Below are 23,724 nucleotides of genomic sequence, written 5' to 3'. Positions count from 1 at the left end.
CCGAGGCGGAAGCGAATAGAACTAAAGTTCATGAGCTTACAACGAAGTGCAAGCAAACTCTCTCTTGTTTGCGACGAGCTTTGCGCAGGAGCAACGAAGAATGCGAGCTTTTTTCATCAGTCTGAATTAGTCTTCGAATTGATAAAGTGGTGTGCTCAAATAACGCTCTCCGTTATCTGGAACTATCGCAAGAACTTTTTTCCCTTTTCCTAGTTGTTTTGCAAGTTGAAGTGCTGCATAAATAGCTGCTCCTCCAGATACCCCACCAAGAATACCTTCCAATTTTGCAACTTCGCGAGCAGTTGCATAAGCATCTTCATTCGATACTTGGATAATGGAATCATACATTTCTGTATCTAATACTGTTGGTACAAATCCCGCTCCAATTCCTTGGATTTTATGTGGACCTGGTTTACCACCAGATAGAACATTGGAATCTTTTGGTTCTACTGCAGCAATATGAATATCTGAGAATTTTTCTTTCAATACGCTACCCGCACCTGTGATTGTACCTCCAGTACCAACTCCTGCCACAAAACCATGTAGTTCATCAAATGCTTCTGCAATTTCAGGACCTGTTGTTAAACGGTGAATTTCCGGGTTTGATTCATTATTAAATTGTTGTGGCATGAACCAACCATTTTCATTTGCTAGTTCTTCCGCTTTTGCGATTGCGCCTTTCATCCCGTCTGCTCCTGGAGTTAATACTAAATCAGCTCCGTAAGCACGAAGTAAGTTTCTACGCTCTAAGCTCATTGTATCGGGCATAACTAATACTGCTTTATAACCCTTCGCAGCAGCAATCATAGAAAGTCCTATTCCTGTGTTTCCACTAGTAGGCTCGATAAGTGTGCTGCCATCTTTTAATTTTCCTTCTTTTTCTGCAGCTTCAATCATTGCAAATGCAATACGATCTTTCACGCTGCTTCCTGGGTTGAAGAATTCTAATTTCACATATACTTCTGCATCCTCAGGGTTTGACACTCTGTTTAGTTTAACTACTGGTGTTTTTCCAATTAAATCAACTACTGATTGCGCAAACTTCGTCATCGTTACACTCCCAATCCCTACTATATTAATAGGTTTTATTTTCTTAATAATACCAATTTAAAAGATTCATTGTCAATAAAATTAGATTCAAACGCAATTTTATTTAAAAAAACAACGCATTCCATAGAATACGCTGTTTAAACTTAAATTATAAGCTTTGTTGTTACTATTTTTCGCTATACGACCATTGCGCATCAAACTCTTCCCAGAACACTTCCGGTGTAACCGACTGAGGCAACTGATCAAGCGCAAGCTCTCGGTGAATATGATCTTCTACATCGTCGTAAGAAAATGATTCACCTTTAAAAACACTCACTACTTGCGCGACAGCAAACCGACCGTCTTTTAAGCTAATCACATCGCTCCATTTACCTGTTTCTATGTTTGGTAGCGCCGATAAGATTGCATCATCTACAGACTTCGTTCCTTCTGAAACATATCCAATGTCTCCACCTAAGCTAGCGGAACTCGTGTCTTTTGATCGTTCCCTTGCCAGACCGTCAAAAGAAGAACCATTTTTTAATTCTTTTACAACTTCCTTAGCCTCCTCCTCTGAGGAAACATAAATAACACTTGTACGGTAGGATGTCGGAATATTATATAAGTTTTTATTATCATCATAAAAAGCTTTTATGGCATCTTTTTCTATCACTATGTCTTTGGCTAAAACCTTTTCCAAAATTAAACGTGAACGAACTTTTGCACGCATCGATTCTTCATTTAACGTTTGAAGAGATGTATCTGTCCCTTCTTGGGTAGAACGAATAAGAGCTACCTCTAAATCCACTTCCTGATCAGTTACTTTAATTTCGTATTTTTTTGCAGCTGCTTCCATCACTTCTGCATTAACGAGATCTAGCAGCACTTCTTTCCCGTACATTGATTCCATAGAAGCCATCCAATGTTCTTTCGTAATACCTTTCCCATCAACAGAGGCGACTTGTTCCGTTCCATTTGCCTTTTCATTTGGTATTAGCCAAGCAATAAACCAGAGTAAATTGCCAAACAAAAGAATACCAAGTAACAAAAGCACTGGTTTTGTTTTTAAATGTCGTTTTTGTTGTGGATTAAAGTTATCACGCGTTGATTTCATCGATAAACGACTCCAATTCATCTACTGAGTACTGGTATTTTTCCATACAGAAATGACAATGTGCTTCTGCCCCTCCGTCTTCCTCAATCATATCGCGAATTTCACTTACTCCCAAGCTAATAATCGCACTACCGAAACGTTCCTTAGAACAATTACATTCAAATGATACAGGGATAGAATCTAAAATTTGCACATTATCTTTCCCTAAAATTTCAAAAAGCAATTCCTCAGGAGTTAATCCTTTTTCAATCATTTTAGAAACAGGCTCCATTTTGCTTAAATGTTCCTCGATAACAGTAATTGTTTCATCATCAGTACCAGGCATTAGCTGGATGATAAAACCACCCGCTGCCAAAATTGTGTTATCTGGGTTTACGAGTACCCCAAGACCAACAGAGGAAGGTACCTGCTCAGAAACAGCAAAATAATACGTAAAGTCTTCAGCAATTTCACCTGAAACGATAGGTACTTGACCTGTAAAGAAATCTCTTAAACCAAGGTCTTTAACAATAGTCAATGTACCCTCTGTACCTACTGCACGACGTACATCTAATTTCCCAACTTCGTTTAAATCAAAGTGGGTCTGTGGGTTAGTGACATACCCGCGAACTTCCCCTTTTGCATTACTATCAATAATCATTGGTCCGATTGGGCCATTACCTTCTACTTTTACTGTGAGTTTGTCTTCCCCTTTTAACATTATCCCCATCATAACAGCAGCAGTCATTGACCTACCAAGGGCCGCTGATGCAGTTGGCCATGTTTGATGACGTCGTTGCGCTTCCCCTACAGTATCTGTTGTGCGGACTGCATATGCACGGACATTTCCTTCAAATGCTAATGCTCTTACTAAGTAATCTCCCATTTATTTCAAACCTCTTTCATCTAAGTTTCTTTGATAAATTAAATACAAACCTTTCAATGTTAGAAAAGGATCAATTACGTCCATAATGGTTGTTTCATCTCCGATTAAAGATGCCATCCCACCTGTTGCTATCACTTTAGGGTTATGTTTCGATACTTTTTTCATTCTATTCACAATTCCTTCTACTTGTCCTACATAACCATACACAATACCAGCTTGCATCGCAGAAACAGTATTTTTCCCAATGACATGCTCAGGTCTAGTTAGCTCAATACGAGGAAGTTTGCTTGCACGAGTAAAAAGTGCCTCTGTGGAGATACCGATTCCAGGAGCTATAGCCCCTCCCATATACTCACCTTTTTCGTTGACATAACAATAAGTTGTTGCAGTTCCAAAATCTACAATGATTAACGGACTGCCATATTCATGGATGGCAGCTACTGCATTTACAATTCGATCTGCTCCAACCTCACGGGGATTCTCATATTTTATATTTAACCCTGTTTTAACTCCAGGACCTACAATTATTGGCTTAATACCAAAATATTTTTTACACATCGCTTCTAAAGAAAACATAATTGGCGGTACTACCGATGAGATAATAATACCTTCTATTTGATTAAAAGAAATATTGGCGTGTGAAAATAAAGCTTTTACTTGCATACCATATTCATCTTCTGTTTTCAGACGATCTGTTTCCATTCGCCAGTGATGAATAAGTTTATCATCATCGTAAACACCTAGTACAATGTTTGTATTACCTGTATCTAACACGAGTATCATCTAACTTGTCCTCACTTCTCGGTAAGTTTTCCCACACATCATACCATATATAGCGACAAAGAAAAAAGCTGATTGCCTCGCAAGTCTGCGATTCACAATCAGCTAATACATTCTATTAATCTCTACGTTCTTCTTGAATCGGATTTTTCGGCTCATCTGTAGGACCATTTTCTTTTGGTAAGTCACCAGTTGAAGGGTCTGCTGGAGCTCCTACTGCATCCGATACTTCTTCTTTTGTTTCCACTTCAGCTTCGCTATCCGTTAAATCATATACGCGTTCTGGAAGTGTTCCGTGCTCTTCTAAGTGTTTGATTTGAGCAGCATCGAGTGTTTCAACTTCTAATAACGTAGTAGCAATAAGTGTTAACAAATCACGTTTTTCCGTTAAAATCTGTTTTGTACGATTGTATTGCTCTTTAATCATTGTTTGCATCTCTTGATCGATTTCATACGCAATTGCATCGGAGTAATTTTGCTCTGAGTTAAAATCACGTCCAAGGAATACGTTTCCACCTTGTGCTTGACCAAATTGCATTGGTCCTAATTTGTCACTCATACCATACTCAGTAACCATACTTCTAACAATACCAGTAGCACGTTGGAAGTCATTATGAGCACCAGTTGATACTTCACCAAAAGTAATATCTTCTGCTACACGCCCACCTAATAAACCTGCAACTTTATCTAATAACTCTGGTTTCGTCATGAAGTAACGATCTTCTTTTGGAAGCATTACCGCATATCCACCTGCTTGACCACGAGGAACGATTGTTACTTTATGAACGATTTCCGCATCATCAAGTGTTAATCCGATTACTACGTGTCCCGCTTCGTGGAATGCAACAATTTTACGTTCTTTTTCTGAAATAACTTTACCGGATTTAGCTGGACCTGCAATTACGCGATCCGTTGCTTCATCAATATCACTCATATCTACTTTTTTCTTATTACGTCTCGCTGCAACTAGTGCTGCTTCGTTTAATAAGTTTTCTAAATCTGCACCAGAGAAACCTGGTGTACGTTGTGCAATCGCTTTTAAATCAACTGATTCGTCAAGTGGCTTATTGCGGGCATGTACTTTAAGTACTGCCTCTCGTCCTTTAACATCTGGACGACCAACTGTGATTTGACGGTCAAAACGACCTGGACGTAGAAGTGCAGGATCTAAAATATCTGGTCTGTTCGTTGCAGCAATGATAATAATACCTTCATTTGCACCGAAACCATCCATTTCTACAAGTAATTGATTTAGTGTTTGTTCACGCTCATCGTGACCTCCACCAAGACCAGCTCCACGTTGTCTACCTACTGCATCAATCTCATCGATGAAAATAATACATGGTGCATTCTTCTTCGCGTTCTCAAATAAATCACGCACACGAGATGCCCCAACACCGACAAACATTTCAACAAAATCCGAACCACTAATAGAGAAGAAAGGTACGCCTGCTTCTCCGGCTACCGCACGAGCAAGTAATGTTTTACCTGTACCTGGAGGACCTACTAATAAGATCCCTTTCGGAATACGTGCTCCAATCTCCACAAATTTACGTGGATCTTTTAGAAAATCTACTACTTCTACTAGTTCAGCCTTTTCTTCATCTGCCCCAGCAACATCTGTAAATCTTACTTTTTTCTTTTCATTGTCATACAATTTCGCTTTACTCTTACCGAAGTTCATCACACGGTTACCACCGCCTTGTGATTGACTCAATAAGAAGAAGAATAGAATAATGATAATCAGGAATGGTAGTAACCCTGTGAAAAATTGTACCCAGCCACTTGTTTTTGGCGTTTCTTTATAATCAACTTGAACTGAGTGTGTTTTTGCCAGTGTTCTAATTTCTGATTGTAAATCTTCACTATATGGGGCTTTAGCTAAGAATTTTTCCCCTTCTTCATAGCCTTTCATTTCGCCTTCTACAACATAAATTCCAGATTCAGGTTGCAGAACAACGCTTGTTACTTCTCCTTTTTCAAGGGAAGTCATAAATTCGTCAAAGCGAATTTCTTTTGTTGGTTGATTGCTCGTATTAAACGTAGCGAAAATTCCAACAATCACAAAAAATATTAATAGGTATAATATAGCGTAGCGCAGTGCTCGATTCATTCCTAGCCTCCTCACAAGGTAAACAGAAAAACTATATGTAATCTTATCATACGAATTTTTGGGCGTACAATGAAAAGCCTTTTATTTCACCATTAAAATTAAAAAGTATAAACTTCTTTCTTTAACACACCTACATATGGCAGATTACGATATTTTTCTGCGTAGTCTAATCCGTATCCTACTACAAATGCATCTGGTACCTCAAAGCCAACATAGTCTGCTTGTAAATCTACTTTTCGACCAGACGGTTTATCAAGCAGTGTAACCAATTTTATTGATTTTGCTTTACGATATTTGAACAAATCCACCAAATAGCTTAGTGTCATTCCACTATCAATGATATCCTCGATAATTAAAATATCGCGTCCTTCTACACTTGTATTTAAGTCTTTAACAATCTTTACTTCACCTGAAGAAACAGTAGCGTTACCGTAGCTTGATACATCCATATAATCCATTTCAATGTAAGTATCTACTCGTTTCATCAAATCGGACATGAATGGCATAGCACCTTTTAAAATACCAATAGCTAGCGGGAACTTATCTTTATATTCTTCTGATAGTGCCGCACCAAGTTCACGGGTTTTTTCTTGAATTTGTTCTTCTGTTAATAATACTTCTAGAATGTCTTTTTCTAACATTTTAGTCCCCCCTAATAGTTAATGTTTTTTTAAGTATAGGACAAAATTCTGTCCATGATACTCCTTCGAAAATCGCTCTTCGTAACGAAGCCCAATTACTGCTAGTATATCATTGTTCTTACTTACAAGTAGTGGCCAAACATAGCGATCTTCGGCTGTAATTTTCTCATCGATAAATAACCGAGAAACTTTCTTTGGAGAGGACATCCCTTTCATATAGATACGATCTCCCTCAGCTTTTTGTCTTATGAAAAGTGGTAGCTGATCGTGATCCAACTGGACATAAAATTTTTCTTCCGAAATATTTGCCTCTATATTTCTCGTTAAATATATGGAAAAACCAGCACCAACCTCAAACCAACAATCCTCTTGTATTTCCATTTTACCCATTAATGCAGGTTCCTTGATGGAGGATGTAAATTGGACCTTATTGTAATGCCGAACAAGGAAAAAAGATTTTGGTAAATGAATTACTGAATTACCTTCAAACTCATTACAAGCGAAAAGGATCGACTCAATTAACCGATCGTTTAGAAATGTATCGGATTCATTATAGAGATAGTTTAATAGTAGTAGAACTACCCTTCTTTGTAAAGCGATGGGAACTTCCTTAAAGTGCATTGTATCAAGAAAAAAGGAATGATTTGAATCAACCGTCACAAGCTGTTCAAATTTTTCTTTTGCCATTATTTGAAGAAGTGTATCATCCTGTTGTTGCTTCTCAACAAATAACTGAATTCTGTCACTTACTAAAGCATTCTCCTCTTGTAATAAAGGTACTACTTTATGTCGAATCCGATTTCTTGTATATGTATGCTTGTCATTACTTGGGTCATGTCTAAAACGTTGATTTAGTAAATGAACATAGTTGAAAATTTCCTCTTTTGTTACCCCTAAAAAAGGCCGAATAATTTCTCCTGTTGAAAAATTTCGAGTTCTTGGTATCCCAGTTATAGAGGAGGATAGTGTACCTCTCACTAACGACATTATGACAGTTTCTACTTGGTCATCTGCATGATGACCTAAAACTAATTTGTGATAATTATGTTGTTCCATAATTACTTCAAAATATGCATAGCGTTCTTCTCTACAAATAACTTGAACATTCCCACCTTCTTCAGCGACTCTGCTGGGTACCTCTATTTTCATTCCGTAAAAGGGTAATTTCAAGCTGTTTGCAAGTTCTTCCACAAATCGCATGTCCTGTGCAGATTCTTCTCCTCTTAACTGATGATCGGTATGCACAATAGCAATATCTATTTCATAGTCCTTTTGAAGTTCATACATAACTCTTACTAAAGCAACTGAATCTGCGCCACCAGAACAAGCGATAAGAAGACGCTCACCTTTATCTATCAAGTTGTGCTTGTCGATATACTTTTTTACCTTTTGAGCGAATGAAAGCATCTTCTCACCTCTTTTCTTTTTATAGCGCCTTGCTCCTGCGCATAGCTCGTCGCAGGAAGGACGTTGCTCCCGCGCACGGCTCGGGGCACTGTCAGGCGCTTACGCTTTTCTTTTTGTCCAGACTCCAGCGCCTTGCCCCTCGAGGTCAAATGAAAATCTTCTACATCCAACAGGTTGGATTTCGAATCTTCCCATTTGCTTGTCGGAGGCCCACACGAAGTGGGTCATACAGTCGTTGCGACACGATGTCGCGAATTTAGACTGTATTCCTCTAACAGGCGCTTGCGCTTTTCTATTTAGTGTACCATTTTTTCTTGGAATTTAGCTGCTTCACGTGGTGAAAAAATAGACCATTCTGGAACTACATGTTTTACTTGCATGAAGATAACCGTTCGGTCGTCTCCAGGTAATGAATACGTTTCTTCTAATTTCTTTACAAATCTTTCTGCGTTCATTGTTGGATCTTGGAGTATTTTTTGATAATACAGCTCTTGTTTGTCTATGGTCGTATTGGATGAGAAGACACCATCCGATAGCATTAGCAGAATATCGCCATCTTTAATATCGACTTTTCTTGCCTCAATAGTAAAAGTAGGCAGGAAACCAAATGGCACATGCTTACTTTCAATTTTACGCATCTCATTCCCCCTTATCAAATAAGTAGACATACTACCAGCTTTCCAAGACCACAGTTCTCCTTTTTGTAAGTCGATCAATGCTAAATCTACCGTTGCATAGCTATCCGTATCATCTTGCAAACTCATCATGTAATGAAGAGTATGCATCGTTGTTTCAGGATCCATTTTTTTATTTAGGCATTCTCGCATAAACTGCATTACTCGTCTACTTTCTCTGTGTGCCTCGATATCATTCCCCATTCCATCTGATAAAATAACCGCAAGTAATCCAGGGTGTAAAGGAAATACTGCATGGGCATCTCCTGAATATATCGTATTTCTGCTGGATGATGTATAAACATCATGTGTTACTTGAAAACGTACAGAAGATTTACAAGTCATTTGAATATGCTCATATGGTTGATGAACTTCTTTCATGGACGTTATTTCAAATGGTTCTTTCCATAAGTCATAAAGTATTGGCAGTATTAATCTCTCGCCAACCATTTTGGCTCTAGATTCTACCGGCAAACAGAAAACAACCTCCATTTGCCCTACTGCAATATTTAAAACGTCAATTTGAAAAAACGGGATATTGCACTGATCAAACTTCTGTTTGATTTCTTCTTCGTGAGATGTATATAAAGTCATACTGTTATCTAAATTGTTTATAAGTTCATTCATATGGTTTCCAATATCACGTAGCTTTAAAGCGTACATTTTTTTACCGTGTTGCATTTGGTTGTTTAGTTGTTTTTTTGCCTCCCTTTCTATTAATTCTTGAATGATTTTTACTGGTTTCACACACTTATAACCGATTCTCTTTTCAATTTGTATTCTATTTTTTTTAGGTTCATTTTCCCATTGTGCCATCAGCGATGGGATTCCATTTGATTTTGCCCCCCAACATTTTTCATATTGAAAACACGACTGGCATGTTTCAAATGCCTGGTTTTGCTCTTTTTCAACAGCTCCTTTATTGTTAAATCGATCAGAAATAAAACTTGTAATAAAGTCTACGAAATGTTGGAATTCCTGTAACTGATTGTTTACTTTTTCAGTCATCCACTTCTGTCTGCGCAGAAGAATATTTGAAGTATCCGGGTAAAGTTCCTCCTTTAAAGATTTAATCCAACTGGAAGGTATAGCAAAAAACAACAATGAAGCGGTTACCAATGAACCTATATAAACACTATCTAGTGGTAAAGTTCGGTCGTATAAAATAAAGAAAAATGTAGCGCCTAGCATACTAAACGCCTGCCAAAGTCGGCCAAATGGTTTATGCAGCCCTGCTAAAAAGCCGGTAACGGCATATACCGCTATCATGCCACTGAAGCTTAGCTTTGAAATACTTAATATTGTCCCTGCTAGAACTGCAACGACGGTTGCAAGCTGAATTCCACCTACTGCAGAGGCAATTGCTATTACTAAATGAGCAAGAATTAAAGGAATCGAAACGTATCCAAAAATATACGAGGACATACCCGTTAAGACTAATGCTCCTATTAATAAAGCAGCTCCCATTCTTTCTGCCGTCCATCTTTTATGAAGTATATCTGGCAATGGGAGAAATAATTGAAATAAAAATATAGTCATAAATAAACTCAAAAGGCCTTCATAGCCGATTGCTAGCCAAACGGAACCTGGAATCTGGCCCCAATAGGACACTAACTGCCATATTACTTGTATAAAAACAACATCTAATAATACAAATAAGGGTAATGGAATCTTCCTGATCAATCTTTTTGAATGAAGTGGAAATATAAACGCTTGCATTGCGTGTATGACTACTTGTCCAAGTCCTAGCGTCATACTACCAAGCAAAGCCCCTGCAATGGTCCAAGGTAAAAAACGTTTAAATCGTAAGCTTACTAATGCCCATATAGGAAGGAAGAATGGAACGGAAGCTTCAAATAATACGACTTGCGCTAGGAAGAAAGCAAGTATAAAAAAAATAAGAGCGAATGATATGGCTACTTTTCGAACTTGAATCTCTTCTAAAACCTTTCTCCACGAAAAATTTCTTTTTTGATTTTGCTCATACAATGTTTTCAAAAGTATATACCCCCTATTCAGCTATTGATGGAAGTATACCTAGATTTAGAACAAGAAGTATGTCTGTTTCTGACACCCTCTCCAAAAAAGTTTTCGACTCGTTTAGCCAATAAATAATAGGAGAAAGAAAATATTTTTTCAAGAAGTATTGACACTTGGCCCAAACGCTTGTAATATGTAATTTGTTCGTTAAATTGGCGGCGTAGCTCAGCTGGCTAGAGCGTACGGTTCATACCCGTGAGGTCGGGGGTTCGATCCCCTCTGCCGCCATATTTTTTCCATTAATCTGGCCCCTTGGTCAAGCGGTTAAGACACCGCCCTTTCACGGCGGTAACACGGGTTCGAATCCCGTAGGGGTCATCTAATAAAAAGCAGTTCCAAAAGTCGAATTTTTGGAACTGCTTTTTTAATACAAAAAAATAGAGGAGAATGCTCGATGCATGTTGACAGACTAGAACCTATCGAAGCTGCAAAGCAATTTATCTCTTTACATCATCCTAATTGCCAAGGTGCTCTTTTAGCAGGAAGCGTAATCCGAGGGGAAACTACAAAAACTTCAGATCTAGATATTGTTGTATTTTATAACAATAGTCAAATCTCTTTTAGAGAATCTCTTGTTTTAGGTGGATGGCCGATTGAAGTTTTTGTTCATAATCTCACTTCTTATAAAACCTTTTTTGAAAGTGACTCCAAAAGAGCTAGACCTTCTTTGCCCCGCATGGTTGCAGAAGGGCTCATCTTGAAAGACAACGATATTTTAGATTCTATTAAAACCGAAGCCAAAGAACTGTTAGCAAAAGGGCCAGAAATTTGGTCACCCGAGACTATAAATTTAAAACGATACTTTATTACGGACGCATTAGATGATTTCATTGGAAGTACTAATAGAGCAGAAGAAATTTTTATAGCAAATACACTAGCCGAATTATTAAGTGAATTTGTGTTACGAACGAATGGTAAATGGATTGGTGCCTCTAAATGGATTGTCCGTGCATTAAAACATCATGATGAGAATTTTGCCAATCGGTTTGTTGAATCATTTGATATTTATTATAAAACTGGTGAAAAAAATAAGGTAATTCAACTTGTAGAGGATATTTTACATCCTTACGGGGGACGTTTATTTGAAGGGTTTTCTTTAGGAAAAATATAAAGGGGTTCTGTTATAATGGCCCATCACCTCGAGAGAGTTGTAAGTTTAATGGAGGACCTTGTTATATATCATTATTTAATTAGCCAATACATAGATTGAAGCTGATGGATGGCGGAGACTCCAGCCGAAATAGCAAATGTTTTCTGCACCGAAAGCGAAGCATCAGGTGCATGAGCGAAAAGACCCTGGACTGAGCGTAGCGAAATTAATTTTTGCGACGAGCTTTGCGCAGGAGCATTGTTTTTTGCGACTTGCTTTGCGCAGGAGCAAGGGAAGCGGGTTGAAGCCATGCCGGCGGAAAGCGTCCTACTAGAGCTGAAATAAACGGATTTGGCCTATTTTGAAAAAGTAGAAAGACTGTATAAACTCAAAATCTTGAGTATATACAGTCTTAGGCAATAAATTATTTTAAAGCTATTTGGTTTTTATGGTGAAGATCATGTTCCATGAAATCTGTGAAGTAACTACGTATAGTTAATTCATGGTTACCAATATAGAAAATTTTGTCCCATTCTATTTCAGCGATTTGTTCGAGTTGTTCCATAATAGCTTGCCGTTGAGTTTTTGCATAAGCAAGGGTCTCTGTAAATGTTTGTTCATGAGCACGGGCTGCGGCTTTTGCATTAAAGTCTTCGAAGTTTGGAAACGTTTCAAGCTTTGCACCTTCTTTCATATAAGGCATTCGTTCTTCTAGGGTAAATCGATCCCACTCGGCTAAATGCATCACAATTTCATTTGGCGACCACTTACCTTCTTTGTATGGTGTGTTTCCTTTTATCTCATTTAAATTCGTAAGTTCATCTAACCAATTCACATATGCTACATGTGCTTTTAAAATATCCTCTTTATTCACACCTTTTCCCCCTAAAAACTTCTTTATCTAAATATATTATGCTTAAATAAGTAATCATAGGAAATATCAATAAATAGATATTCACTTTCATTCATTGGTATTGAAAATGTTCGTGTCAATTCTCCAGTGTCGATATCGCTATATACATCAGAAAATACTCCACTTTGATCATTGCGCATTTTTATAATTGTTTTTAAAAAATATGGACGCCAGCTCCAATTTTTATTAATAGCCTCTTTTTGAACAGTCCACTTCTTATCCATGCGCATAATATTAGGTGAAGTTTGGAAACCATCTTCATTACAAATATAAATACGGAAAGAATATACATCAAGTTCTTTGGCTAGCGCCAAAAGTTGCTCGCTATTATCACTTGCAGGCTTTGAATGCTGGATAGTCGTTTCTAAAAGATTTTGTAAGTTTTTCAATTCATTATAATTTTCTTCGAGCATGCGCTTTTCTATTTTAATAAACTGCTGACATTCCTTTTTAAATCTTTCCTTCAACTGATTTTTTGGAATAACCGTTGTAGCAGAATCAGACAAGTACTTTCCTTGATAATATCTTCCACCATTCTTCCAAGCAAATTGAAGCTGATGTACAGTATCAATACCTTCAAATAACATATTCGCTCCCATTTTACGAGCTAACGTACCAAGGGACGTAAATAAATCATTTTGTGCACTCCACGATTCATAACTCAATTGCTCAATATTCACTTTTAAGATATTTGGGGAGATCATCTTAATATAATCCAAATGGCTTTCGGAGCCTACCTGATTTATAGCAACCTTCATTCCGTATGTACGTAAATAGCGAAGGATATTATTAAGCTGGCTAAAATCTCCTTTAAAGTTATGCTCTGAAATTACAAGAACAATGCGGGGGAGATTTTCTTCTAAAATATACTCTTTTATAATTTCAAAATAACTTTCACCATAATCTAATATAAGTAAGTTTGCATTATATGGAAGGTAAATATCAAAATCTTTCACTTCTCCAGCAAGTTGAGAAAGTGCCAAATGCAATATTTTATGTTCCACTTCAACCCGATACTCTTCTGGAATATCTTCATCATATGCAAATGATGTTAAGTTTATTAACTTGTCATCCATTTGAAGTTTTCCGGTTACTTCATAACCAACTACAATATGCTCGTCTGCACTAAATATTGGCTGAAAATATGCTTTCAAATTATCTAAATTCGTTAGTACATCAATTGCATCCATATAAAAACCTCCTTTAACGATTGACAATCGTACTCGTTTTACCTAAGAAAACGATACTTATATATTAACAATCCATTTTAATGAAAAAAAGGTACTAGATACAATTATATTTATTAGTATAATTTTTTAGTACAAAAAAAGGTGTCAGCAATGCTGAACACCTTCTCATCTATTAAACATTTTTTCTACCGATAAAACAGACAGCTAATTATCCTCTTTTAGCGCCTCGGCCACCACGCTTAGATTCAGTTGCACGCTTTAACGTAGACAAACGATCTTCACTGTCCTTTAAGAATCTAGCCATTTTTTGTTCGAAATTTTCTTTGTTTGGACGATCGCGATCATTTGGGCGATTGTTGTTACGTGGACGCTGAGGACGTTCTGGTCTCTCTGGTCTTTCCGCTTGAGGCTTCGCTTTACGAATAGATAATCCGATTTTGCCATCCGCTTCAACATTCATCACCTTAACTTCTACAACATCTCCAACCTTCAAGTGCTCATTAATATCTTTCACATAATTATCCGCAACTTCACTAATGTGAACTAGACCTGTTGAGCCTCCTGGCAGCTCTACGAACGCTCCGAAGTTAGTGATTCCTGTTACTTTACCCTGTACCTTGCTGCCTACTTCAATTGACATAAAAAAAATGCTCCTCCTTAAAATTTAAACGACTCTTAACGTGATTGTACGAATTTTTTCATACAAACCTTATCTTTATTATAGCTAACAAAAAAAGAGTGTCAATAAGACTACTCTTTTGAAGCGTTATTTTTATATTATTTTTCTTCATTTTCAGGCAAAGTAAAAATGATTTCTCCTTCTTCTGAAAGAAAATAATCTTTTCTTAATAATTTTCCAATGTACTCATCATCATTTAATTTGGAAATTTGAAGTTTCAATATTTCTTGCTCTTCTTGTACTTTAGCTAGTTCTTCTGAAACTTGTTCTTTTTGCTGTTTTTTTTCTTCTAACGTTTTATTACTATTTATTAATGAAGTAATCAGAAACCCGACAATTAAAATGGACATCACTGTAAATGTAGCTAAACGTCTGTATAAACGAACTTTTTTTGCATGTTTACGATTTTCTTGACGTTCGATGGAACGAACATAATCGGTATTAATTGATGCAAGTCGTTTCTCTGTAGATACATTTCTTTGCTTCTCTCCCATTTCGCCCTCTCCCGTCAAACTGTTTCAATTTTTAGTGTACTTTTTATTATAACGGAAGTTTGGTTTTTTCTGAAGGGCCAAATGAATTGTTTTTTTATAAACGTATTGAAAAGGTTTAGTTATAAATAAGACTATAATAACAATCAATTGTATTATTTTGCGAATGATTGTTATGAACAAACGAATAATAAACCAAATGGGCTTAACGATTAAACTTAAAAAAATCCTTCCCGCCAATCGAAAAACTGGCTGAAAGAGTTGTTCGTATAAAAGGATTCCTACTATTTGTGCAAGTGGATCATATATTCTCCATATGCCATCTCGAACTTCATAAAGTAAGTAAAAAGTTCCCAACCCTAGAGAAATCCATATAATTATCTCTAAACCGACTCGATATTTATAAACGAAGGAACGCTTTGAAAAGCTTTCCGTTACAAAGCGCGTTCCTTCGATAATTGCACCAACTAGAATACCACTCGCTATCATCAATAATAAGCTTAGAAATTGTAGAGAGAGTGTCATCCGAATAGTTTATGAAGTAATCCTCTTGCTCCGTCTAACTGCTGCTCTTCATCGTACTGCATAACTCGTACAATCCCATCTAATGTTAGGAGACCTTTATCTACGTCTAGGTGTACGATCTTTAAATCTTCTCCTTTAATATGGAGGATTCCTTGTGAGGTCCTTACATAAAATTCTTGTTGATCGAATCGTTCAATAGATTTAACCGATGTTAGATCCATTCTTTTACGATTTCTTAAGGAAATAACGTGGTCCCCCGATGGAATAGTAATTGTTTGATTTTCTGCTTGAAATTGCATTTATACTCTCTCCTCTCCTTGTCCTCTCTTTGTATTGTATGCACGTAAAAAAAAAGCATGACAAATGCCACGCTTTTTATTTTATAAAATTTATTTGTTTTCTATTTTTTAATCTTCATCATCAATAAATGCTGGATCTACTTTTTCTAATCTCTCTTCTTTTGTTATCGTGAACATCGATGCAGCTTCCTCTTTTTTAGCAGAATCTCTTATCGCATCAACAATAGCAGTTACTACCTTTTGACCAAATCGAATAGATAGTTCATCTCCCGCCTTTACATCGGAGCTTGCCTTCGCCACTTTTCCATTTATCGTAATTCTTCCTTGATCTGCAACCTCTTTTGCAAGTGTTCTACGCTTAATCAATCGAGAAACTTTTAAAAATTTATCTAATCTCATAACAACACTACCTCTCTAATTTCTTTGCATCTTTCCAAAAAGAATCGAGCTCTTCCAGATTATAATGAGTAAAGTCTCCTTTTCCCTTTTTAACACTCGACTCAATATATTGGAATCTCCTTTTAAACTTTTCATTTGCTTGCATGATCGCTTGCTCTGGAGATAAGCCGTAAAAACGAGCTAAATTAACGAGCGTAAACAATACATCCCCTAACTCATCCGTCTGTGTATCTATATTGCCATCTTTTAACTCTTTCTTCCATTCTTTTAGCTCTTCATCGAACTTTTCCCATGCTCCAGATACATCTGGCCAATCAAAACCAACTTTTGCTACTTTCTTTTGAAAATTATAAGAAGTAAGCAACGAAGAATCTGCACGCAATTCCCCATCTAGCAATGACTCGTTATGTTCTTTCTTCTCTTGCGCTTTAATTTGCTGCCAATTACGAAGCACATCTTCTGAATTTGTGGCGATCACATCTCCAAAAACATGGGGATGTCTGCGAATCATTTTATTGGATACTGACTCTAGTACATCCTCTAAGCTGAAATATCCATTATCTTCTCCAATTTGAGCATGTAAAAATACTTGTAATAGCACATCGCCGAGTTCCTCAACAATATGATCATCGTCTTCTTCATCTATTGCCTGTAATAATTCATACACTTCTTCTACGGCATATTTCTTTAGCGTCGTATGTGTTTGTTCCTTATCCCATGGACATCCATTAGGACCACGTAAATCAGCTACAATTTTACGTAGGGTTTGCCATTCCTTTAATCTATTTTCTTGTTGGAGTATAGGAGGAACGTATAATGTTGTTAAATTATCGAGTTCCATTACTCGATCCAGCTCGTATAAAGGCACTTTCGTTAACTTTTCCTGAGCTGAACCAGCTGCAGTGACGATAGTAACGACATATTCATCTGGATATTTTTCCATGAGCGTAAGCTTCACTTCGGAAGCGCTAAACGCATCATAAACTTGTCCGATTAATACGTGCGCATTCATTTGAATGTCGTCACGTTTTAAACTTGTACCATCTAAAAGCTGAAATCCTTCGATAGGATCTATTCTTAACGCGCCAAAAATAGGATCTAAAAAGCTTTGTCCACCTTCGATTTTAATTTTCGCTTTGCCTTGTTGCTCCGCTTCAATAAGTAATTGTACCGTTTGTTCAGCTACTAATGGGTGTCCGGGTACTGCGTACGTCACAGGGTTAGCAATTGCTAACTGAAGTAAAGTTTTCACAATCTCCTCATAAACACCTTCAAATTGATCATTCTTTTCATAAATTTCATCGAAGCTTTTCCATGTAAGTCCTTCTGTTTTTAATTCTTGCAAAACAGGATGCTGCTCCGTACGAACATATAAATGTTCTGATGCTTTTAGCTTTTTATATATACCTAGAGGCAATTGATCTAAGTCGCTTGCCCCGAGGCCAATAATGGTAATTTCATTCATCTGCTCACAACCTTACTTTTCTTTATTCAACCATAGTTGAAATGTAGCCATTCTTCGTCCAAAAGGCAATAAAAACCACTCTTTTTCCCCGATTACACGTCTTTTTGCAATGATTAGTAAGAAAATGGTTGCTCCAAGTGTTACAGCACTAATAGAAATAACGACAGACTGTAGTCGACTGGATAAACTATCGAAGAGTATAGCATCTGCCACCCACACATACGCGGTTACACAGATTACCATCATAAGCGAAGCAATTCCAATGCCTTTATAAAAGGAAATAGAGGCAAACGAAATGTTCCAGTTCTTTTTAAAATAATAAAACATCATTAAAAATACAATCGCTAAACTAATATTTCCTGCTATTGCTGCACCAACAATCCCATAAGATGAGACAAGCATACCATTTAATAGCCATTTACAAAATACGCCAACCAGTAAAAATAAAGTAGGGATTTTTACTTTCCCACTTCCTTGAAGCATAGCCATCAACGTTAATATTAAGGACATCCATATTATTTGACATGCAAATACCATCAAAGTGAAGGACTCAGCTCTAGTTTGGAATAACATTTCATTTACATAAGGTAAAACTACAATCAACCCTAATGCTGCAGCAATTCCAAAGGTGAAAGCGACACGGTATGTAAGCTGCATGAAAGGGATAGCCGTTCTTCCCTTTTCTTTATTGATTCGATGTGCAACTAACGGAACTACCGCTAAAGATAAAGTAGAGGCAATAACAATTCCTAATTGGACTAGCGGCTGTCCTCGATCATAAATTCCTTTCATCTCCATCGCTTGTTGCTTTTCCAAGCCGCTTTCTACTAACGTTTGAAAAATAGTAAAAGAATCCACCAACTGAAAAAGTAAAAACAATAGCGCACTAATACTTGCACTAATACTAACAATGGTCAAATCCTTTACAATTGGCCAAATTGGAACTACTTGTTTCGGTTTGTTTGTATGAAGATTTCCTAATCCTCTCCAATATACATAAGAAAGAAAAACAACACCTGCTAGTTCCCCTGCCACTGCACCATACATTGCCATACTGCCAGCCTTGTATAAATCAAAACTAGTAGAAACGACAATCCATGTACCTAATAAAATGATAATCACTCGTACTGCTTGCTCGATCACTTGTGCATAAGCAACCGGCTGCATCTTGCCATCTGCTTGAAATTTTCCTTTTAACACAGCCAGCATTGGCATTAACAAAATAACATAGGAGCCCGCTTTTAATAACGGAGCTAACTGGACATCACCCATTGTACTTGCAAGAAATTCAGCTCCGGCAAATAGTAAAAGAAAAAATAGAATTGAAATGATTCCAATAAAAACGAAAGCAATTTGTATAATTCTTGGAATAGCTTCATCATTTTTGGTAGCTTTATATTCTGATAGTATTTTTGACAATGCAACGGCAAATCCAAAAGAAGTCCAAGTTGTTACAATACCAATGAACGGATAAACCTGTTGGTAAATATAAAATCCTTCATCTCCAACCAAATTTTGAAATGGAACACGATAAACAGCGCTTAATAGCTTTACAATAATCGCTGCAATCGTCAACATGGCTGCGCCCTTCATATACGTTTTCATGTTCCATTCGTTACTCATTTCCTTCATCCTTCTTCCATCCCTCAATGCAACTATTATACATGAATATAAAATAAACAGCATATCTCCAGGGAATGAGCAACACAAACAGACATGGAAAAAGGCCTTTCTCTATTAATAGAAAAAGACCTTCGATAAATTAAGTTTCCATTTGTTTTGCTAAGAAATTTGCTGCTGTTTCGACTGCTTTTAACTCTGCTTCCCCAACAAAATGGACTTTAGAAATTAAAAAGACAGCGCCTATTGGATCTCCTGATGAGATAATTGGAGCAATACAGTAGGATTTGACTGATTCAAAAACCCCTGGTACCCATTCTACTGAGTTTTCATGTTTTTCCGTAACAATAGAACGTTTACTAACGATTTCTTCTACATCTGGGCTTAGTCTTCTATTTAGATAATCTTTTTTGGATAAACCTGCCACTGCAATCATTTCGTCACGATCACTTATTAATACCGGAGTACCTAGCGTTTCGTATAATGTTTCTGCATACTCTTTTGCAAAATCCCCGAGTTCATTGATAGGTGAGTATTTTTTTAGTATTACTTCACCTTCTCTATCCGTAAAAATTTCCAGTGGATCACCTTCACGGATGCGAAGCGTTCTGCGAATTTCTTTCGGAATTACTACTCTACCTAAATCATCAATGCGTCGTACGATGCCTGTTGCTTTCATGTAATGTGCCTCACTTTCGACTGATTGGGTATTAATTTTCATTTCTGCCATAGTATGCATCACATTACCATAAAATATGCAAAGTGCTAATTCACTTCAGACTTTTCTTTTTTTGCCTCAGGCAACAACCGCATCATCTCTTCTAACACATCAAAAGGATTAAACTTCCCTGTTTTACGTTCATCGATTGTAATGACCAAATTTCGATTATCCATGTTAAATCCAATTGCACGACCATATTTCATCGACTTTTCAACAAGCATGGCACCATCAATGTTTTGTGTACCCTCGGTACTGAATCGAATAGACACAATCTTGTTTACTTCTTTGATTGATTCGACTCCTACATCTTTACCCCAAACTTTCATACGAGCAATTCGTAGCAATTTTTCTGCTTCCAGGGGAATGTCTCCAAAACGGTCTTGCAGCTCATCAACAAGGTCCATATATTCCTCTTCCTTGTCCATTGCTTTAACACGTTTATACATCTGGATTTTTTGATATCCATCTGGAATATATTCGTCAGAAATATAAGCATCTGTCGATAAAACAATTTCTAAATCTTGTATTTCTTCTTTCTTTATACCTGTTCGTTTTTCCTCAATTGCATCTTCAAGCATCTGTGTATATAAGTCGAAACCAACGGAATCAATAAACCCATGTTGTTGAGAACCTAATAGATTCCCTGCTCCTCGAATAGACAAATCACGCATTGCGATTTTAAATCCGGAGCCAAGTTCTGTAAATTCCTTAATTGCTTGTAATCTTTTTTCCGCAACATCCGTCAATACCTTATCTCGTTGATGCATTAAATAAGCATAAGCTACTCGATTCGAGCGTCCTACTCGACCACGAAGTTGATAAAGCTGCGATAATCCCATTTTATCAGCATCATGTATGATAAGCGTATTCACATTTGGTATATCAATCCCTGTTTCAATAATAGTTGTTGTTACGAGTACATCATATTCCCCTTCTAAAAAGCTAATAATGACAGACTCTAGTTCTGTTTCAGGCATTTGTCCATGCGCAAAACCTACTCTTGCGGTTGGAACTAACATTTGAATTTCATCTACTTTTCGAGTAATGTCTTCCACCCGGTTGTATAAATAAAACGCCTGTCCTCCCCTTGCTAGCTCTCTTTCTATTGCTTCACGTACAAGTGCACCATTATATTCCATCACATACGTTTGGACTGGGAAACGATTTTTAGGCGGTGTTTCGATAACAGATAAATCCCGAACTCCAATCATTGACATATGCAATGTCCGAGGAATTGGAGTTGCAGTTAGCGTAAGTACATCTACATTTGTTTTTAATTGTTTTATCTTTTCTTTATGCTTTACTCCGAATCGCTGCTCTTCATCGACAACTAATAGCCCTAAATCTCGATACACAACGTCCTTAGATAGAATACGATGTGTACCGACTATGACATCTACCATCCCTTTTTTTAATCCATTAATCGTCTCTGTTTGCTGTTTTTTAGTACGGAAACGGCTAAGTAAACCAACTTCAATAGGGAACTCTTGAAAACGTTCTAACATTGTCTCGTAATGCTGTTGAGCAAGAATAGTAGTTGGACATAAAAAGGCAACCTGTTTTCCTTCCATTACCGCTTTAAAAGCTGCACGTATAGCTACTTCTGTTTTTCCATAACCAACATCTCCACAAATTAGACGATCCATCGGTCGTGATTTTTCCATATCTTTTTTTACTTCTTGTATAGAACGAAGCTGATCATCCGTTTCTTCATATGGAAAAGCAGCCTCGAAGGATTGCTGCATTTCACCGTCCGGCTCAAATGCATATCCAACTTCCGATTCACGCTTTGCATAAAGTTTTATTAACTCATCCGCAATATCTTGAACAGCTGCAGATACTTTTGATTTTGTCTTTTTCCAATCCGCTCCGCCTAGTTTATGTAGCTTCGGATCCTTCTCCCCAGAAGCAACATACTTCTGAATAAGATCGATTTGGTCCACAGGAACAAATAGTTTATCTTCTCCACGGTAGCGTATGTGTAAATAATCTTTATGAATACCATTAACTAAAAGCGTTTCTATTCCGATATATTTCCCAATTCCATGATGTATATGTACAACATTATCGCCAGGCTTTATTTCCGAATAGCTTTTAATGCGCTCTGCATTCGTTACTTTTTGTGTTCTTGCTTTTCTCTTATGTTTTTGTTTAAATAACTCAGAATCGGTAATGACAGCAATGCGTTGGAGCGGTAATTCAAAACCAGCTTCCAAATCTCCGTCCACGATAAAAATTCCGGAGTTTTTCAAATCCTCCCCAGAAGCTCCAATCTTTGAAACTATTTCGTAATCTTCTAAAACAGTATGAACCTTTTGGACACGCTCTTTACCGTCAGCTAGAATTACTACTCGAAACTTTCCTTGTGAAAAACGATCAATTTCATTTTTCAATAGATGCATTTGTCCATGAAAGTTTTGCATTGGCTTACAGGAAAAGCCGATATTTTTTTTAATCGTTATACCTGAAAACGTACGAGAAAATAATGAAAAATATAATTTTTCATTTGGAAGCATCTGAATAATCTCTTTTAAATTATAAGAAGGTTTTACATCATGAACAGTTTTACCCTCCTCTAATAGAGCTAAAAACCAATCATTTTCTTCTCTTTCAAGTGTTTCGGTAACTTCTTGAATTCTTCCAAGCTCATCAAATAAAACCATTCCATTAGCATCGAAATAATTACCTAAAAAGCTATTATGTTCATCAAGCAACGACACGTACTTCATAAATTCTTTTGGCTGCTCACCTTGTTTTAAAAGTTCGATATCATGCTGGATATTTTGATAAAATTGCTCTTTCATTTCCGCTATTTTTACTTTTTTTAGACTTTCCGCTAAAGATTCTTCCAATTTATCGGCAAGTAATTTCTTTTTATTCTCAGTTAATACATATTCAGTAGCTGGTAATATTCGAATGTCCTTTAATTTTTCTAATGAACGTTGGTCCTCTGCGGAAAATGTTCGAATAGAGTCTACCTCCGTATCAAACAACTCTATACGAATTGGGTGCTCTAAATAGAGTGGGTATATATCTACAATCCCACCTCTTAAAGCAAATTCACCAGGTGCAGTAACCATTGGTTGACGAACATAGCCCATATTTATAAGACTTTGTAATAGTGTATCTAACACTATTTCCTCGCCTTCCGATATGGAGACTGTGCTCTCTCGCCAATCCTTCACAGATGGCATATGTTTTTTAAGTCCAGCTATCGGCACAATATATACTCCATTTTTTTTCGATAGCATGTGATCTAACGTTTCGATTCTTTGTGCCCGTAACTCTGGACTAGCTATGGAAATGTCTGCAGCTATAAGCTCATCCGCAGGAAATAAGCGTACTAAATCTTCTCCAACTAGTTTTACTAAATCTTCCGTTAGCTTTTGAGCATGAAGTAAATTTGGTGTAACAATAAGAATAGCTTTTTTACGTGTACTATAGAGCATTTTACTAAAAACAGCTCTCGCACTGCCAGAGAGTCCTGTTATGAGCTGCTGATCTTGGCCGCTCTCTAATTCTTTTAATAGTTTTTGTATATGTGAATCTTCCCGTAATATATTGCTTAAAAGCTCCATTTCAATCCCCCGTTTTATAAGAAAAGCGTAAGGCGCCTGTATAGCCGCGAATGCTATTACTAATGCATAATAAGAAGATTAGTATTAGACT

20 protein-coding genes and 2 tRNA genes are annotated in these 23,724 nt (G+C 37.0%); 3 read left to right on the top strand and 19 right to left on the bottom strand.

Annotation, left to right across the window (positions count from 1 at the left end; genetic code table 11):
* Positions 1-126: 126 nt before the first annotated feature.
* From cysK to PGC35_RS20695, 8 genes are all read right to left on the bottom strand, one after another.
* Complete coding sequence (gene cysK / locus PGC35_RS20730) at positions 127-1,050, bottom strand: cysteine synthase A (RefSeq protein WP_053591069.1); 924 nt, start codon at positions 1,048-1,050, stop codon at positions 127-129.
* 166 nt (positions 1,051-1,216) lie between these two features.
* On the bottom strand, positions 1,217-2,143 hold the full coding sequence (locus PGC35_RS20725) for a peptidyl-prolyl cis-trans isomerase (protein ID WP_375220516.1): 927 nt from the start codon (positions 2,141-2,143) through the stop codon (positions 1,217-1,219).
* Positions 2,127-3,008: an Hsp33 family molecular chaperone HslO gene (gene hslO, locus PGC35_RS20720; RefSeq protein WP_053591071.1), complete on the bottom strand. Its 882-nt coding sequence runs from the start codon at positions 3,006-3,008 to the stop codon at positions 2,127-2,129. The genes PGC35_RS20725 and hslO overlap by 17 nt, the downstream gene beginning before the upstream one ends.
* Positions 3,009-3,791, bottom strand: a complete 783-nt coding sequence (locus tag PGC35_RS20715) for a type III pantothenate kinase (RefSeq protein WP_375220515.1) — start codon at positions 3,789-3,791, stop codon at positions 3,009-3,011.
* Positions 3,792-3,906: 115 nt separating this feature from the next.
* Positions 3,907-5,901, bottom strand: coding sequence for an ATP-dependent zinc metalloprotease FtsH (gene ftsH / locus PGC35_RS20710; protein WP_053591073.1), 1,995 nt, complete (start codon positions 5,899-5,901; stop codon positions 3,907-3,909).
* Positions 5,902-5,999: 98 nt separating this feature from the next.
* Positions 6,000-6,542: a hypoxanthine phosphoribosyltransferase gene (gene hpt / locus PGC35_RS20705; RefSeq protein ID WP_053591074.1), complete on the bottom strand. Its 543-nt coding sequence runs from the start codon at positions 6,540-6,542 to the stop codon at positions 6,000-6,002.
* A gap of 18 nt (positions 6,543-6,560) precedes the next feature.
* Positions 6,561-7,949 carry a tRNA lysidine(34) synthetase TilS gene (tilS, locus tag PGC35_RS20700; RefSeq protein WP_375220514.1) on the bottom strand — a complete coding sequence of 463 codons (1,389 nt, stop codon included), beginning with the start codon at positions 7,947-7,949 and terminating at the stop codon, positions 6,561-6,563.
* 296 nt (positions 7,950-8,245) lie between these two features.
* The gene (locus PGC35_RS20695; RefSeq protein ID WP_375220513.1) at positions 8,246-10,621 is read right to left on the bottom strand and encodes a SpoIIE family protein phosphatase; all 2,376 of its coding nucleotides are present in this window, start codon (positions 10,619-10,621) and stop codon (positions 8,246-8,248) included.
* A gap of 196 nt (positions 10,622-10,817) precedes the next feature.
* Between PGC35_RS20695 and PGC35_RS20690 the strand changes: the two genes are divergently transcribed.
* The 3 genes from PGC35_RS20690 to PGC35_RS20680 all read left to right on the top strand — a co-directional run bounded on the left by PGC35_RS20690 (position 10,818) and on the right by PGC35_RS20680 (position 11,774).
* Positions 10,818-10,891, top strand: a tRNA-Met gene (locus PGC35_RS20690).
* A gap of 18 nt (positions 10,892-10,909) precedes the next feature.
* Positions 10,910-10,981: transfer RNA gene (locus PGC35_RS20685), tRNA-Glu, on the top strand.
* 76 nt (positions 10,982-11,057) lie between these two features.
* Positions 11,058-11,774: a nucleotidyltransferase domain-containing protein gene (locus tag PGC35_RS20680; RefSeq protein ID WP_375220512.1), complete on the top strand. Its 717-nt coding sequence runs from the start codon at positions 11,058-11,060 to the stop codon at positions 11,772-11,774.
* Between the two features lie 403 nt (positions 11,775-12,177).
* Here the strand turns inward: PGC35_RS20680 and PGC35_RS20675 are convergent, their stop codons facing one another.
* The 11 genes from PGC35_RS20675 to mfd all read right to left on the bottom strand — a co-directional run bounded on the left by PGC35_RS20675 (position 12,178) and on the right by mfd (position 23,633).
* Positions 12,178-12,627 carry a DinB family protein gene (locus PGC35_RS20675; RefSeq protein WP_053591078.1) on the bottom strand — a complete coding sequence of 150 codons (450 nt, stop codon included), beginning with the start codon at positions 12,625-12,627 and terminating at the stop codon, positions 12,178-12,180.
* A 23-nt stretch (positions 12,628-12,650) separates the two neighbouring features.
* On the bottom strand, positions 12,651-13,856 hold the full coding sequence (locus PGC35_RS20670) for an EAL domain-containing protein (RefSeq protein WP_053591079.1): 1,206 nt from the start codon (positions 13,854-13,856) through the stop codon (positions 12,651-12,653).
* 208 nt (positions 13,857-14,064) lie between these two features.
* Positions 14,065-14,496, bottom strand: coding sequence for a S1 domain-containing RNA-binding protein (locus PGC35_RS20665; protein WP_053591080.1), 432 nt, complete (start codon positions 14,494-14,496; stop codon positions 14,065-14,067).
* Positions 14,497-14,633: 137 nt separating this feature from the next.
* Positions 14,634-15,029: an FtsB family cell division protein gene (locus PGC35_RS20660; protein WP_053591081.1), complete on the bottom strand. Its 396-nt coding sequence runs from the start codon at positions 15,027-15,029 to the stop codon at positions 14,634-14,636.
* 24 nt (positions 15,030-15,053) lie between these two features.
* Positions 15,054-15,551: a spore cortex biosynthesis protein YabQ gene (yabQ, locus tag PGC35_RS20655; RefSeq protein WP_345798825.1), complete on the bottom strand. Its 498-nt coding sequence runs from the start codon at positions 15,549-15,551 to the stop codon at positions 15,054-15,056.
* Positions 15,548-15,850, bottom strand: coding sequence for a sporulation protein YabP (gene yabP / locus PGC35_RS20650; protein ID WP_053591083.1), 303 nt, complete (start codon positions 15,848-15,850; stop codon positions 15,548-15,550). The genes yabQ and yabP overlap by 4 nt, the downstream gene beginning before the upstream one ends.
* Before the next feature lie 108 nt (positions 15,851-15,958).
* Complete coding sequence (locus tag PGC35_RS20645) at positions 15,959-16,249, bottom strand: RNA-binding S4 domain-containing protein (RefSeq protein ID WP_053591084.1); 291 nt, start codon at positions 16,247-16,249, stop codon at positions 15,959-15,961.
* Positions 16,250-16,256: 7 nt separating this feature from the next.
* The gene (gene yabN, locus PGC35_RS20640; RefSeq protein ID WP_375220511.1) at positions 16,257-17,714 is read right to left on the bottom strand and encodes a bifunctional methyltransferase/pyrophosphohydrolase YabN; all 1,458 of its coding nucleotides are present in this window, start codon (positions 17,712-17,714) and stop codon (positions 16,257-16,259) included.
* A gap of 12 nt (positions 17,715-17,726) precedes the next feature.
* Positions 17,727-19,346 carry a putative polysaccharide biosynthesis protein gene (locus PGC35_RS20635; protein ID WP_375220510.1) on the bottom strand — a complete coding sequence of 540 codons (1,620 nt, stop codon included), beginning with the start codon at positions 19,344-19,346 and terminating at the stop codon, positions 17,727-17,729.
* Between the two features lie 130 nt (positions 19,347-19,476).
* Entirely contained in the window at positions 19,477-20,013 is a 537-nt protein-coding gene (spoVT, locus tag PGC35_RS20630) for a stage V sporulation protein T (protein WP_053592247.1), read from the bottom strand.
* Between the two features lie 86 nt (positions 20,014-20,099).
* Entirely contained in the window at positions 20,100-23,633 is a 3,534-nt protein-coding gene (gene mfd / locus PGC35_RS20625; RefSeq protein ID WP_375220509.1) for a transcription-repair coupling factor, read from the bottom strand.
* Positions 23,634-23,724 lie beyond the last annotated feature (91 nt).

The organism is Psychrobacillus sp. PGGUH221 (assembly GCF_042055255.1).
Taxonomy (GTDB): Bacteria; Bacillota; Bacilli; order Bacillales_A; family Planococcaceae; genus Psychrobacillus.
This window is presented reverse-complemented; position numbering and strand designations above follow the sequence as displayed.